This window comes from Spirosoma aerophilum (genome assembly GCF_054782495.1).
Map to the genome: position 1 here is coordinate 321287 of NZ_BAAGSJ010000038.1, position 13911 is coordinate 335197.

At 49.0% G+C, this 13911-nt stretch carries 11 protein-coding genes; 6 read left to right on the forward strand and 5 right to left on the reverse strand.

Going from position 1 to position 13911, the window contains the following annotated elements; all coding sequences use genetic code 11:
• Positions 1-60 precede the first annotated feature (60 nt).
• The 3 genes from ACYVK4_RS31080 (at position 61) to ACYVK4_RS31090 (ending at position 2937) form a co-directional block, all read left to right on the forward strand.
• Positions 61-924, forward strand: coding sequence for an SDR family oxidoreductase (locus ACYVK4_RS31080; RefSeq protein WP_461131486.1), 864 nt, complete (start codon positions 61-63; stop codon positions 922-924).
• Between the two features lie 65 nt (positions 925-989).
• Entirely contained in the window at positions 990-2348 is a 1359-nt protein-coding gene (locus ACYVK4_RS31085) for a cytochrome P450 (RefSeq protein ID WP_461131487.1), read from the forward strand.
• A gap of 211 nt (positions 2349-2559) precedes the next feature.
• Complete coding sequence (locus tag ACYVK4_RS31090) at positions 2560-2937, forward strand: HPF/RaiA family ribosome-associated protein (protein WP_461131488.1); 378 nt, start codon at positions 2560-2562, stop codon at positions 2935-2937.
• Positions 2938-3278: 341 nt separating this feature from the next.
• Here the strand turns inward: ACYVK4_RS31090 and metK are convergent, their stop codons facing one another.
• The 4 genes from metK to ACYVK4_RS31110 all read right to left on the reverse strand — a co-directional run bounded on the left by metK (position 3279) and on the right by ACYVK4_RS31110 (position 7847).
• Complete coding sequence (metK, locus tag ACYVK4_RS31095; protein ID WP_461131489.1) at positions 3279-4556, reverse strand: methionine adenosyltransferase; 1278 nt, start codon at positions 4554-4556, stop codon at positions 3279-3281.
• An 87-nt stretch (positions 4557-4643) separates the two neighbouring features.
• The gene (locus ACYVK4_RS31100; RefSeq protein WP_461131490.1) at positions 4644-5825 is read right to left on the reverse strand and encodes a lycopene cyclase family protein; all 1182 of its coding nucleotides are present in this window, start codon (positions 5823-5825) and stop codon (positions 4644-4646) included.
• Between the two features lie 192 nt (positions 5826-6017).
• Positions 6018-6926, reverse strand: a complete 909-nt coding sequence (gene lipA / locus ACYVK4_RS31105) for a lipoyl synthase (protein ID WP_461131491.1) — start codon at positions 6924-6926, stop codon at positions 6018-6020.
• A gap of 135 nt (positions 6927-7061) precedes the next feature.
• Positions 7062-7847, reverse strand: coding sequence for a hypothetical protein (locus ACYVK4_RS31110; protein WP_461131492.1), 786 nt, complete (start codon positions 7845-7847; stop codon positions 7062-7064).
• Between the two features lie 302 nt (positions 7848-8149).
• Between ACYVK4_RS31110 and ACYVK4_RS31115 the strand changes: the two genes are divergently transcribed.
• On the forward strand, positions 8150-8584 hold the full coding sequence (locus ACYVK4_RS31115) for an OsmC family protein (protein ID WP_461131493.1): 435 nt from the start codon (positions 8150-8152) through the stop codon (positions 8582-8584).
• Positions 8585-8601: 17 nt separating this feature from the next.
• Here the strand turns inward: ACYVK4_RS31115 and ACYVK4_RS31120 are convergent, their stop codons facing one another.
• Complete coding sequence (locus tag ACYVK4_RS31120; RefSeq protein ID WP_461131494.1) at positions 8602-9423, reverse strand: hypothetical protein; 822 nt, start codon at positions 9421-9423, stop codon at positions 8602-8604.
• Positions 9424-9978: 555 nt separating this feature from the next.
• On the opposite strand from ACYVK4_RS31120, the gene ACYVK4_RS31125 reads away from it, so the two are divergent.
• Both ACYVK4_RS31125 and ACYVK4_RS31130 read left to right on the forward strand, forming a co-directional pair.
• Positions 9979-10767 (forward strand): FecR family protein, encoded by a 789-nt coding sequence (locus tag ACYVK4_RS31125; protein ID WP_461131495.1) that lies wholly within the window; start codon positions 9979-9981, stop codon positions 10765-10767.
• A 35-nt stretch (positions 10768-10802) separates the two neighbouring features.
• Entirely contained in the window at positions 10803-13907 is a 3105-nt protein-coding gene (locus ACYVK4_RS31130) for a SusC/RagA family TonB-linked outer membrane protein (RefSeq protein ID WP_461131496.1), read from the forward strand.
• Positions 13908-13911 lie beyond the last annotated feature (4 nt).

Genomic DNA, 13911 nt, shown 5'->3' on the forward strand with positions numbered 1-13911 from the left:
GTCGATACGTCAGTAAATGACGATCGCGGAAGGAAAGACAATTCATAGACTCAACCCATTATGGAAGAAATGGAAATTACCACCAAGCCCCAGCATCAGAACGAGCAACCGGGCCTGGAATATAAGATGGACCCCCAACCGATTTACATTCGGGATGATTATCAGGGGTCGGATAAGTTGAAAGAAAAAATCGCCGTTATTACGGGTGGCGATTCGGGTATTGGTCGTGCGGTAGCCATTCACTTTGCCCGGGAAGGAGCCGACCTAGCCGTCATGTACCATCCGCGGGAGGAGGAAGATGCCCAGAAAACCAAGTCGCTCGTAGAAGCCGAAGGACGCCAGTGTCTGCTCATTCCCGGTGACTTAAAAGAGCTTACGTTTATTCAGGAAGCCGTCGACGCGATCATCAGCCAATACAGCCATGTGAACATCCTGGTCAACAACGCGGCCAACCACGTTGAGCAGAAGGAGTTTGTCGACATATCCGATCAGCAGATGCGGGAAACCTTCGAGCTCAACATTCTGGCTATGTTTCGGCTAACCAAAAGTCTGTTGCCGCACATGAATGCTTATGACTGCATCATCAACACCACATCGGTAGTCTCTTACCGGGGTAGCGAAGCCCTGATCGATTATGCGTCGACGAAAGGGGCCGTTACGGCCTTCACCCGATCATTGTCTCAAAATCTGGTTGAGAAAAACATTCGTGTGAACGCCGTAGCACCCGGCCCGATCTGGACACCCCTGATCGTGGCAACCAAAACGCTCGAAGAGGTGGAGAAATTCGGGAAAGACGTACCCATGGAACGTCCCGGCCAACCTGCCGAACTAGCCCCGGCCTATGTCTTTCTGGCTTCCGAAGATGCGTCCTATTTTACCGGACAGGTGATTCACGTAAACGGTGGCGAGGTCGTGAATTCATAGCGATTGTGTTCCATCAGTCGTATCTTTATTGTCGGCCCGATTTAGACGCGGGCCGACTTTTTTGCATGGAAACAACCGTCGCTCCTACTCAGCCCGTTCCGCTGCATCCTGGCTTACCTTTCCTCGGTAACACGTTGGCGTTTCTTCGTAATCCGCTCGGTACGTTGCATACGATCCAGCAGAACAACGACCGTATCGTTCACTTACGCATTGGTAACAGAAACCAGTACCTGATGCTGAAACCCGAAGACACCAAGCACGTTTTGCAGGAGAACCACCGGAATTATGGTCGGTCACCGGCGTTCGAGGTGCTGAAGATTTTTCTGGGCAATGGCCTGCTCACCAGCGATGGTGACTTCTGGCGTCGGCAGCGTCGACTGGCACAACCGGCGTTTCACCGGCAAAAACTAGCCGCGTTAACCCAAACCATGATCGCCGAAACCGCCAACTGGATCGATGAACTGAAAACCTATGCGGGAAAGGGGCCGGTCAACGTGTCGCAGGCGTTTATGGACGTAACAATGCGCATCGTTTGCAAAACCCTGTTTGGCTCAGATACAACCGGGAAGCTCGACGGCCTGTCGACGGCGCTGGATACGCTGAATTATCTGGTGAACCAGCGAATGCTGTCGCCGTTTCGATTTCCGTATTCCTGGCCGACGCCTGATAATCAGCGATCAAAGCGTGCTCAGAGGCAGGTCGACACCTTCATTTACGGACTAATTGAGCAAAGACGGCAGAAGCACGAGGATAAAGATGATTTGCTGGGCATGTTGCTGAGTGCCGTGGACGAAGAAACGGGGGAACAAATGTCGGACCAGCAACTGAGGGATGAGTGTGTAACCATTTTTTCGGCCGGTCATGAAACGACGGCGGTGTCGATGGCCTGGACCATTCACCTGCTCACCCAACACCCCGACGTACTGGCCAGGCTCAAAGCGGAGTGTCGATCCATATTGGGCGATGCACGGACGCCCTCACCCGAAGCGTTTCGGGCGCTAACCTATACCATGCAGGTCGTACAGGAATCACTGCGCCTTTATCCACCCGCCTGGATCATGAGCCGCCGGGCCATTAACGACGACCACATAGGGCCATATACGATTCCGGCCGGCGATACAGCCTTAGTCTGTCCGTATCTGTTGCACCGTGACCCCGTGAATTGGCCTGAACCGACCCGCTTTGACCCCGATCGATTCGCCCCGGGAGGGCCGAAAGAGAATTTGCATACCTACGCCTATCTGCCTTTTGGCGGAGGACCGCGTTTGTGCATTGGCAATCAGTTTGCCCTGATGGAAATGCAGATCTTATTGGGCCTGTTTGTACGCCAGTTCGACAGTAAAACCGTGGACAATCAGCGTATCATTCCTAAACCACTGATCACGTTGCGACCGAACAAGCCAATCTGCGTAACGTTAAATTAATATTGGAATTGTATTTTTTAAAGAATTTACGCATCTAACAGTTCCACGTTCAGCAATAAAGACAGCGTGTTACAGCCTGTTAACTTTTAGTAACATAGCTAAGCGTGAAACAGGGTTGCATCTTTCATAGATGCTATTGACATTCTGCACTTAATCGTCAAACTTAGACAATCCATTGATGTTCTGATCAATTCACCTTAAAAGCGACACAATGAGACTACAAATGCATGCCGTTAAGTTCACGGCCGATCAAAGCCTGTTAGATTTTATCCAGGCTAAACTTGATAAGTTAGACACTTTCCATGACCGTATTATCGGTGGAGAGGTGTTTCTACGATTAGAGGGGGCAGACTCCAATAAGGTCAAAGAGAAGATTGTGGAGGTTAGGCTAATGCTGCCCGGAAAAGAGTTGTTCGTAAAAGAACATGATAAAAGTTTCGAGAGTGCCACCGACCGGGTGATGGATGTCCTGAAAGACAAACTTGTCCGGTTCAAACAAAAGCGAAACGATATCTCCAGTCCGGCCATTGTGGAAGCACAAAGGCCAGTAGATGAAGAAGACGAGGTCTACGAGGCCGATGAGTTATAAACTAACTTACTTCAATAACACAAAAGGCCACTCCAATTTGGAGTGGCCTTTTGTGTTATTGAAGTAACGCGGACGGTCCGCACTATATTTTAACGTGAATAATGGCTAAATGCTGGTTAGCATTCGTTTAACTGAAGATCAGAATCCAGGCTAGATCAAAAAGATTTCACCACAGAGGCACAAAGAACACAGAGGTTGATCAGGGAATAAAGTTTCCTGATCAACCTCTGTGTTCTTTGTGCCTCTGTGGTTATATCTTTTTGATCTAATCGCTGTATAACGTGGGTGATAACTGCCTATTAGCTAGATTTTAAGCTAATCAACCCATTATTCACGTTATTTTACAAGCTAAATGCCGCTTTCACCTGATCAACGAAATCCAGTTTCTCCCAGGTAAACAGTTCGACTTCAAGCTCTATCATGTTTCCGTTTGAGCCAAACGTTTTCTTCACGATCTCGTTCTTACGGCCCATGTGTCCATAAGCAGCGGTTTCGGAATAAATCGGATTGCGGAGTTTCAGGCGTTGCTCAATGGCATACGGACGCATATCGAAGATCTCAGCCACTTTCTCCGCAATGGCGCCGTCGTGCATATCTATTTTAGATGTGCCGTACGTGTTTACGTACAGGCCGCAGGGCTTGGCTACGCCAATGGCATACGATACCTGTACCAGCACCTGGTCGCAAAGACCGGCGGCTACCAGATTCTTGGCAATATGACGGGTAGCGTAAGCGGCTGACCGGTCTACTTTGGAAGGATCTTTACCCGAGAAAGCACCACCACCGTGAGCCCCTTTACCCCCGTAGGTATCCACAATGATTTTGCGGCCTGTCAGACCGGTATCGCCGTGCGGACCACCGATCACGAACTTACCGGTTGGGTTAATGTAATAGGTAATGTTATCGGTGAACAACCCGTGCAGTTCGGCTTTTTGAGCGGCCTTCACGCGGGGAATCACGATGTTGATAATGTCTTCCTTAATTTTAGCCAGCATCGTAGCGTCGTCAGCGAAATCGTCGTGCTGGGTCGACACAACAATTGTATCGATACGAATAGGCTGATCATCATCTGAGTACTCAATCGTCACCTGCGACTTGGCATCGGGACGAAGATAAGGCATCAGGTCAAGTTCATTATTGCGGATCTGGGACATCTCGCGCAGAATGGCGTGCGCCAGATCGAGCGGCAAGGGCATGAAGTTGTCCGTTTCGTTGGTAGCGTATCCGAACATCATACCCTGGTCACCAGCACCCTGTGCATTGGCCAGTGTCTCGAAATCGGCGTTGTCAACTTTACGATCAACGCCCTGATTAATATCGGCCGACTGATCATGCAGTGCAGAGAAGATACCACAGGAGTTAGCCTCAAACATGTATTCGCTCTTAGTGTATCCGATTTTACGGATGACTTCGCGCGTGATTTTCTGAACGTCCAGATACGTGTCCGTCTTAATTTCTCCCGCCAGCACAACCTGACCAGTTGTAACGAGCGTTTCGCAGGCTACCTTGCTGGACGGATCAAACGCCAGAAAGTTATCAATCAGTGCATCGGAGATTTGGTCAGCGACTTTATCGGGGTGTCCCTCGGAAACAGACTCAGAAGTGAAGAGATAAGGCATTGCTCTATCTTGGGGTGACTTGGTTAGAAACTGCAAAGCTAAGAGTTTCTAAGAAGGTGGCAAGTTGCAAAGCCCCTATTCGGATGATCAGCCGATTATCTTTCGACGCATTACGTCAAAAAAAGCCTTGAGAAACGGCATGAACGGCATCGTAGCAAATAGCCGAAGTTCGTCGCGAAAGCGGGTCTCTTCGTCCAGGAAGGTAAATACGCGACCTGGATTCTTCGTGTAGACTCTGGTGAAAATATCATCGGCCGGGTGACGGTGCTTTTCCAATACATTCAAAAAAATACTATCATAGATCTTAAACCGTTTTTTCAGCCTGCTCACAGGACGATGGGGCTTGCCGGTTTGTACCAAATTATCAACAAGGCTTTGCAGATAGCGTTGAGTACGCTGAAACGTATAACCCGTGGAGGCTTTTGTGTACCCACCAGACGTGCCGATCCGAACAATATGCTCCGACGGATTTTCCTGCGTTGCTTCATCCGACATGGGAATAACGCCATACTCGGTTTCAGTTATTTCGTAGACGCCGGCGTCCAGAAAGCGGTCAATATAGTTTCGGATTTCGAGGTCGTATTCGGGTTCAGTGAGTAGTTTGTCATTGAAGAGCGTAAACTCCACCAGCGCCGATTTTTCTGTGAAAGGCAGCACATACACAAACCGGCAATCGCCATGCTGCTGAATCCGAAAATCCATTATTTCGGGTTCATGCGGATTGAAGCACGGTTTCTCGGTAGTAATGAACCACCCCTTGAAATGTTGAAGCAGATTATGGTTTTCGGATTGGTCGAGTTTTAAGGAAAAAGTGCTGTCAAATACATAATCGGCGATGTACGGTTCATCATCGGCAATAACAAATCCTCCTTGTGGTGTATCTTTAATTCGATTGATGGTCGCCTGCTTTCGCTCAATTGACGGACAATTAGCCAGTTCGCGCTGAATAAACTCGTAGAAATCTATACCCCGCAGCATTTTGTAGTTATACGGCCCCATATCCAGCAGACCGGCATGGGTGGTCCCATGAAAACTAACCGTTTCCCAGGTTCGAAAAAGTATGGACTTAAACGCGCTCGTAGCTGGCGACCTGAGGGTAGCTACCGCTTTGTCTCGTTCCCAGAAGCACCAGGTTCGGTCATTGCTGTTTTTTGTTTCCCGATCAATAATTAAAATGCTGCGATCCCGCAGCGGAGACTGGCTTAGGTAATAGGCGAGGCTCAAACCAGCCATACCCCCTCCGGCAATGATGAAGTCGTATTTTTTCATGCAGTAAAGAAAAAGTCCGCACCCTGGGCCCGGACTCTCTTCTCTAAATAACGAATAAGGGGAATTGTTTTATAAATGAGTCGGTAAGCGGTTTCGCCTAAGTCGGTAAGTCAGTAAGTAGCCAGCGCGAGAGCAATACGCTGGCGTCAGCCACTTACCGACTTAGGCGAAGCCGCTTACTAACTTATTAACTTAAACATTCACGTGTTTCTCGGCGTGGTAGCTTGACCGGACCAGGGGTCCTGACTCCACGTATTTCAAGCCGCGTTTCAGGCCTTCTTCACGGTATCTGGCAAACGTTTCCGGATGAATCCACTCGATTACTTCATGGTGCATCTTGGTGGGTTGCAGATACTGGCCCAGCGTCAGAATGTCGAGCCCATTGGCGGCTAAATCATCCATTGCTTTTGCCACTTCATCGTACGTTTCACCCAAGCCGAGCATGATACCCGACTTTGTCCGTTGCCCATACTCCTTTGTCCGACGAATCTGCTCCAGACTACGCTCATAGCGAGCCTGCGGCCGAACACGGCGATAGAGCCGTTCGACGGTTTCCATGTTGTGCGAAACAACCTCCTGTCCAGCCGAAATCATCCGCTCCAGAGCTTCCCAGTTACCTTTTGTATCGGGAATCAAGGTTTCAATGGTTGTTGCGGGCGAGGCCTCTTTAATGAGCCGAACGGTTTGGTACCAGATTTCAGCACCCCGATCTTTCAGTTCATCTCGGTTGACCGATGTCAGCACAGCATGCTTCACCTTCATCAGGACAATGGCCTCGGCTACGCGCCGGGGCTCGTCGGTATCATATTCATTTGGGCGCCCGGTTGCCACGGCACAAAAGGTGCAGCTTCGGGTACACACATTGCCCAGAATCATAAATGTGGCCGTTCCGGCTCCCCAGCACTCGCCCATATTAGGACAATTACCGCTCTCGCAAATGGTATGAAGTTTATGTTCATCGACCAGCTTACGGACTTTAGCATATTCGGGGCCGATGGGCAGTTTGACACGAAGCCAATCCGGACGTTTCGGTCGGGGTGCTGCATCAACGCCCGCCCGGTTACGTTGTTGTTCGGAGGGTATTACGGGTAGTTCAATCATTTCTCCATTCCTTTCCACCAAAATTCGTTTTTGGGTCGTAAAGTTCAGTAAAAGTAGAAAAGGGAGGAAGGAGGAAAGGGAGAAAGCATATAAACTGTTTCTCCCTTTCCTCCTTCCTCCCTTTTCGCCTTCCAATTATTTCTTACTACCAAAAAACAAGGTAATATAGCCGGATGTAAAAAAGCTCCGATTACCCGCTTCGCGGTTGCCGCCCGGATTGGTGTTTGGAATAATGACGATTTTATTGGGGAAAGCCTCGGCCAGAAACCCAACCTCAATCCCTGTGGTGTTATTCCGAAAAGCACTGAGTTCGAAACTTAAAGCGGCTTTCACGTTCAGCCCCAGCGTCAGCTTCGACTCGCCGATACCCTGAAAAAAGCCCCCCGCTCCGGTAACCGTCTCCCCCGTGGCCGTTGCGAACCCGTTCACCTGAGAGGCCGGTACGGTACGCGTCTGGTTGCCATACGACACTTCGAGATAATAGGGCTTGATAATACCCACCGATGGACCAGCTGCCAGAATACCACTGATGGCTATACCTTCGTCGGAACTACGCTGAAACAGCTTGATTTCACGCCCGTAGGAAGGTCGAAGAACGAACAAATAATTTTCTTTCCCGTCCAGATAGCCGGACCCAACGTTATTGATGGAGGAACGAAGTTCTTTGGGGTGCTTTACATTGACCAATTCGACACTAAGGTACCGATACTGAGGCATACCAAACAGCGACCCGGATAACAGTTTGGACTGTCTGAAGACAAAGCCGCCAACAATACCCGAGTTCGTATTGGTCGTGATACCGTATGTCGTTACCGTGGAATAATTATCGTCTTCAACATCAGCCTTTTGAGCTACAGCCAGCTGCGCCGATAAGAGCCAGGTGCTTAGTCCAAGCCCGAGTATTGCGTATATAGTTTTCATTGTCGTAGAATCCTGAACTAAAAATACTCTTTTTTGCACTCCTTCACAAAATAGCCCCAAAGTATTAGCGTAACTACAGCATTAATTTATATGTTTAATAACTATAGTTGGTAAGTTAGTAAGTCGGTAAGTCAGTAAGTGGCTGACGCATACATATTACTCGCGTCAGCCACTTACTGACTTACTGACTTACTGACTTACTGACTTACTGACTTACTGACTTACTGACTTACCGACTTACTAACTTACTAACTTACTAACTTACTAACTTACTAACTTTTTGATTTACCACTTGGCTAACTATGGCAACGATTCACATTGATTATCTGGGCGAACTGCGTACCGAGTGCGTTCACTTACAGTCGGGTACCCACATCAACACCGATGCTCCTACCGACAACCAGGGTCGGGGAGAAGCGTTTTCTCCTACTGATCTGGTTGCCAATGCACTAGGGACCTGCATTATCACAACCATGGCCATTTTTGCCCGGCGCGATGGTATTGAGCTAAGAGGTAGTCATCTGGATGTAACAAAAATAATGACCAGTCAACCGCCCCGTCGCATTGCCCGGATCGAGGTTGATTTGACCCTTCAGGCAGAAACATTACCGGACGAGGCCAAGCGGGCCAGCCTCGAAAAAATTGCCCATACCTGCCCCGTAGCCATTAGTTTGCACCCCGATATTGAGCAGGCCGTAAGCATCCGCTGGGAGGAAAGCGTCCCGATGTCAAAATAAATTGAGCAAACGGGCGATTATCGATTTCTTTTTCTTTTTTGTCGCCAGTGCTTTATATCAGCGGTTAGGTTCTCCAGGAAAAATGACGGACCTGCCGATATATAGAATCCTGTATAATTTATTTGACTTTCAGGAACATCCCGTTTAAGAATAAATCGGTAGCCTGTCAGGATATTGATCCCGAACCAGTGCAGTGGTCTAAGCCAGCGCACATTCGGGAACTGATAGGCTGCCGATACCCCTACCCCCAACGGCAGAAACACTCCCCTGGCTATTTCGTGTCGATCGGCCTGATCATCGTTGATTTCATACCGGGAGTGCCCATAGCCGAATTCAATTGGCATACTAACTTCAAAAGACCTTCGACGAAGCAGGTACCGCTCATAGTAAACGGTAGCAATCCGTAAATGACGGGTAACTGACTCCGACGTATTGAGCAACAGCCCCGGCCGGTCGAGACGTTGATTCACGAAATAAAAGCCCGCTCCAGCTTTAAAACTAGCGGATCGACCGCCCTGCAGAGCTGGTCTATCGTGCGTTGCCGGAAACAAGAAGCCCGCTCGGACCCCATAAACACTAACGGGTACCCGGCGATTATCTTCCGTACGCGTATCCTTAAAGAAAAAGAAGCGTTGATCGGTCGAAGCGGTAAAAGTTAATGACTTGGGTTGGGTTGCCTGCGTCTTTGTCTGGTTTGTATCTGCCTGCTGATGTTGCGGTTGATCTACTGGCCTGCCGATTCCTTCTGTGGACAGACAGGTCGATAGAAAGACCGTACATAGTAGTACAAAAAAACCTTGTATTGTCACCCGTCGAGTTTGGTATATAGTCTTTCTCATGCTGTAAGACTATAACTGATAACGAGCATAATAGTTGAAATGCCAGTTATGACAGTTGCCCAATCAACGGATCAACTCCCGATAACATACCAGTAAGCCTGTAGATATAAAGCAGGAGTACACAAAAATGAATACAAAGTGTTCTATTTTGATCTGCTATTTGCTTATAAAGCATCATGACACAACAACCGAAATATTAGAATAATACAATTTTTATACTTTCACACTTAGTTGACCTGATCAAGAAGAGTCTTTCTCCTACTTTTAAAAACGCCTTTTCTTACAATTTAATCTTCCAGACTTACAGTTCGGGAACGTTCCCGGCAACGCTTGCATAAAAAAAGTTAGGTTTTTTCTTCCTTTTATCTACTTTTATTCACAAGATTACAATAGAATTTTTGATAAGTCAGCAGTGAAAACCAAAATCTTTTCATTGAAAAATCCATAATTTAAATAAATCTCAATGCACGTTTTGTGTCAATGTACATCCTATTTACCGAATAAGTAGAAACCCCCATTCCCAACGCTTTGACTTACACGAAACAGTTATACACCGTGTCCTATAAGTCATATTCTGCCTACAGTGCTGAGGAGTTCGCTCTCGATGACCTGTTCGTGCGTTGGGTAAAGTATCCTAATGACGAAGAGGTGGCCTCGTATTGGCACCTATGGCTACTGAATCATCCATATCAGGAAGAAACGGTCGAAGCAGCCCGGGAGCTCATTCGTACGGCGAGTGCCAGTAGTCTACCCGGGTTATCATCGGATGATATTTCGAGTGTATGGGGGCGCATCCGCGAATCGCTTCAAACAATGGAGGACGTTCGCCCGCTTCAACCCGATGTTCGGGCCGTTGTTGGGTGGTGGTATTTTATCAGAACTGCACTGGCAATGGTTGGTGTCATTTCGCTGATTGGCTGGGCCTTATGGATGCAGTACGGACCCAATCAGTCGATCTGGAGCATTAGCACAAGAGCCGATCAAACGCGTCACATTCATTTACCCGATAATTCGACCATGACACTTTACCCCAACAGCAGCGTCCGCTACGCCCGCCGATGGAGCGATGAAACGCCCAGAGCCGTTTGGTTAAAGGGAGAGGCCGATTTTTCGATCACTCACCGCAATGATACCTCGTCGGCGCGCCTGTTCAGGGTTCATACGGCGGGCCTGACGATTGAAGCCTTAGGCACTATATTCCGGGTTCGGCAACGACCAAACGGCACCAGCGTAGCCTCAACTTCAGGCCAGATAAACCTGCACTTTAAACATCAGACGCCCATACTGCTGAAACCCGGCGACTCCATTGAGATAGCCAGCAGCTCGTCAAAATTTTCACCTTAACTACTAACGTTTTCGCCAATCTAATCTAATTGAAAATGCAGACAACAATTACCCAACCGCCACGGAAAGCGTGGCTTCCTTTGCTTGGTCTGGCAGCCCTTACGCTGGTAGGCCAACCGGCGTTCAGCGCGCCACCAACCAATCGCCCCCTTACAGACAACCCTACGCAGGAACTTACCGTTAGCGGTAAAATACTTTCTGGAGATGATAATACCGGGTTACCAGGCGTAAGCGTAGCCGTTAAAGGCACAACCCGTGGTACGTCCACCGATGCAAACGGAGAGTATCGTATCAGCGTACCCAACAATCGGGCGGTGCTGGTTTTCTCCGCAGTAGGTTTCGTTAGTCAGGAAGTAACGGTCGGCAACAAATCAACTGTCAATCTCACCCTGAGCACGGATACACGTGCACTGAACGAAGTTGTCGTTATTGGTTATGGTAGCCAGAAGAAGAGTCAGACCACGGGCGCTATTTCGTCAGTGACGCCAAAGCAAATTACGGAACAGCCCATTACCAACATCGGTCAGGCCATGCAGGGACGGGTAGCCGGTGTCGACGTGGCCCAGTCGGGTAGCCGGCCAGGGTCCGTACCAACTATTCGAATTCGTGGACGTCGTTCGTTCAACGCTGGTAACGACCCACTTTATGTCGTGGATGGAATTCCCCTCTCGGCCGGTTATGAAGACATCAACCCGAACGATGTTGGCTCGATGGAAATTCTGAAAGATGCTACTGCAACGGCCATTTATGGTGCCAGAGGTGCCAACGGTGTTGTACTGGTTACGACCAAGCGGGGCAACCCAGTTGGTAAGACAACCATCAGCTACGATAACTACGTCGGTTTTACCGATGCTTTGGATAAAGTGAAGCTGTTCAGTGGTTCTGAGTTTGCCGAATTCGTTCGGGAAGCTTACCGGACTACGGGCAACTACAAAGACGCCAACGGCAATCCCGTTCCAACGGGCGTAGCTGATGCCTATGCCGACTCCAAAGTGGCGGTATTAGGTGGTGACCCGAACGTTGCTGCCGGTCTGGCGGCCAACCGGAATACGGATTGGCAATCGTTGATTTTGAAACAGGGTGTTCAGCAGAACCACTCACTGGGTGTTCAGGGGGGTAATGAAAAAACACAGTTTTACATTTCGGCCGGCTATTTCCAGGACAAAGGGATCATGCCAGGTCTGGATTTCACCCGCTACTCGCTGCGTGCCAATATTGATCACCAGATCAACAAAGCGCTTAAAGTGGGGATTGCTTCCTATATGATGTACAGCGTACGGAATGGCGAGACGCTGAACCCATATAACTTTACCCTTCAGCAAAACCCGCTCGGTCGTCCATACGACGATAACGGAAACCTGATCTTCTCCCCTACGAACGATGCGTTGCTCACCAACCCGCTCGCTGAAGTTGTCCCCGGCGCGCAGGTGGAGAATAGAAAGAAATACCGCATTTTCAACAGCGTTTACGCCGAAGTCAATATTCTTGACGGCTTAAAATACCGGGTTAACTTCGGACCAGACTTTACCATTAACCGATTTGGTCGCTTTATCGGGGCTCAAACGAACGCCCGGAAAGGTGGTGACCCACAGGCGCAAACGGCCAGTGCATTCGGATTCAACTATACACTGGAGAACGTAGTAACGTACAACAAAAAATTTGGCGACCATAACTTCGGTTTTACCGCCCTGCAATCCATTCAGCGGGATAATTTTGAGCAAAATAACATCTCTGTTCAGGGTGTGCCAGCCGAATCGCAACAATTCTACAACGTAGGCAATGCCAGTGCTGTATTAGGAGTAGGTAGCGGATTGTCTCAATGGACCATCAACTCCTACATGGGTCGTATCAACTACGATTACAAAGATAAATACCTGGTAACAGCCACCATACGTCGCGATGGATCGAGCCGATTCGGGGTGAACACTAAATACGGTAACTTCCCCGGTATCGCCTTAGGCTGGAACATCAGCAACGAAGACTTCATGAAGGGGTCTAGCTGGATCGACCTGCTGAAAATCCGGGCCAGCCGTGGTTCGGTAGGTAACCAGGGGGTAGCCCCTTACCAGACGCAGGGTTTGCTGGACCGTACGGTATATGCCTTTGGTAATACGCCTGCTTATGGCTATCGTCCAAACACAATCGGCAACCCCGATTTGCGCTGGGAGACTTCAACCACGACAAACGTTGGTGTTGACTTTAGCCTTTGGCGGGGTCGGGTTTCGGGCGCTATCGAATTGTATAACACCCGCACCACCGACTTGCTGCTATCTGACCTTCTGCCAACCTCCATTGGCTTTAACTCGGTAACCCGGAACATTGGCGAAACTCAGAACAAAGGGATAGAAGTGAGCGTATCGACGGTGAACGTGAATTCAAAAAGTGGATTCAAATGGACATCCGACATTGTGTTCTCTAAAAACTCGGAAGCCATCATCTCCCTGTTCAACGGACCCGTTGATGACGTGGGTAACAAACGCTTCATCGGAAAGCCTCTGACGGCTATGTACGATTACAAAAAAGCAGGCATTTGGCAGACCAGCGAAGCTGATGCCGCTAAAGCCTACCAGAGTGCCGTTGGCCAGATCAAAGTGCAGGACACGAATAATGACGGTAAAATCACGGCTGACGACCGCGTGTACCTAGGCTCTGACATTCCAACCTGGAGCGGTGGTATCACCAACCGATTCAGCTACAAAGGATTCGACCTGAACTTCTTTATCTATGCCCGTATTGGCCAGACCATCCTGAGCGGATTCCACCGCGACAACAACCAGTTAGCTGGTCGTTATGAGCAGATCAAAGTAGATTACTGGACACCCAACAACCCAACGAACGAGTTCCCACGGCCTAACTCAAGCCAGGAATTCCCGGTCTATAACGCGGCCATTATCTATTTCGACGGTTCGTTTGTGAAAGTTCGTAACATCAACTTTGGTTACACCTTCCCGTCGAGCATTACGTCAAAACTGCGTATGCAGTCGCTACGCCTGTTCAGCAGCATTCAGCAGCCGTTCATCTTCTCGTCCTACCGGTCGAAATACAACGGCGTTGACCCTGAAACAAGCGATGGCACAGTAAGCAACGGGGTTACACCCGCTACCCGCGTAGTGACCTTTGGTTTGAACGTTAAATTCTAAGCAC

Excerpts from the sequence above, each read along its gene's own strand:
- ACYVK4_RS31080 (WP_461131486.1), top strand. The coding sequence starts at position 61 with ATGGAAGAAATGGAAATTACCACCAAGCCCCAGCATCAGAACGAGCAA.
- ACYVK4_RS31085 (WP_461131487.1), top strand. The coding sequence starts at position 990 with ATGGAAACAACCGTCGCTCCTACTCAGCCCGTTCCGCTGCATCCTGGC.
- ACYVK4_RS31090 (WP_461131488.1), top strand. The coding sequence starts at position 2,560 with ATGAGACTACAAATGCATGCCGTTAAGTTCACGGCCGATCAAAGCCTG.
- metK (WP_461131489.1), bottom strand. The coding sequence starts at position 4,556 with ATGCCTTATCTCTTCACTTCTGAGTCTGTTTCCGAGGGACACCCCGAT.
- ACYVK4_RS31100 (WP_461131490.1), bottom strand. The coding sequence starts at position 5,825 with ATGAAAAAATACGACTTCATCATTGCCGGAGGGGGTATGGCTGGTTTG.
- lipA (WP_461131491.1), bottom strand. The coding sequence starts at position 6,926 with ATGATTGAACTACCCGTAATACCCTCCGAACAACAACGTAACCGGGCG.
- ACYVK4_RS31110 (WP_461131492.1), bottom strand. The coding sequence starts at position 7,847 with ATGAAAACTATATACGCAATACTCGGGCTTGGACTAAGCACCTGGCTC.
- ACYVK4_RS31115 (WP_461131493.1), top strand. The coding sequence starts at position 8,150 with ATGGCAACGATTCACATTGATTATCTGGGCGAACTGCGTACCGAGTGC.
- ACYVK4_RS31120 (WP_461131494.1), bottom strand. The coding sequence starts at position 9,423 with ATGAGAAAGACTATATACCAAACTCGACGGGTGACAATACAAGGTTTT.
- ACYVK4_RS31130 (WP_461131496.1), top strand. The coding sequence starts at position 10,803 with ATGCAGACAACAATTACCCAACCGCCACGGAAAGCGTGGCTTCCTTTG.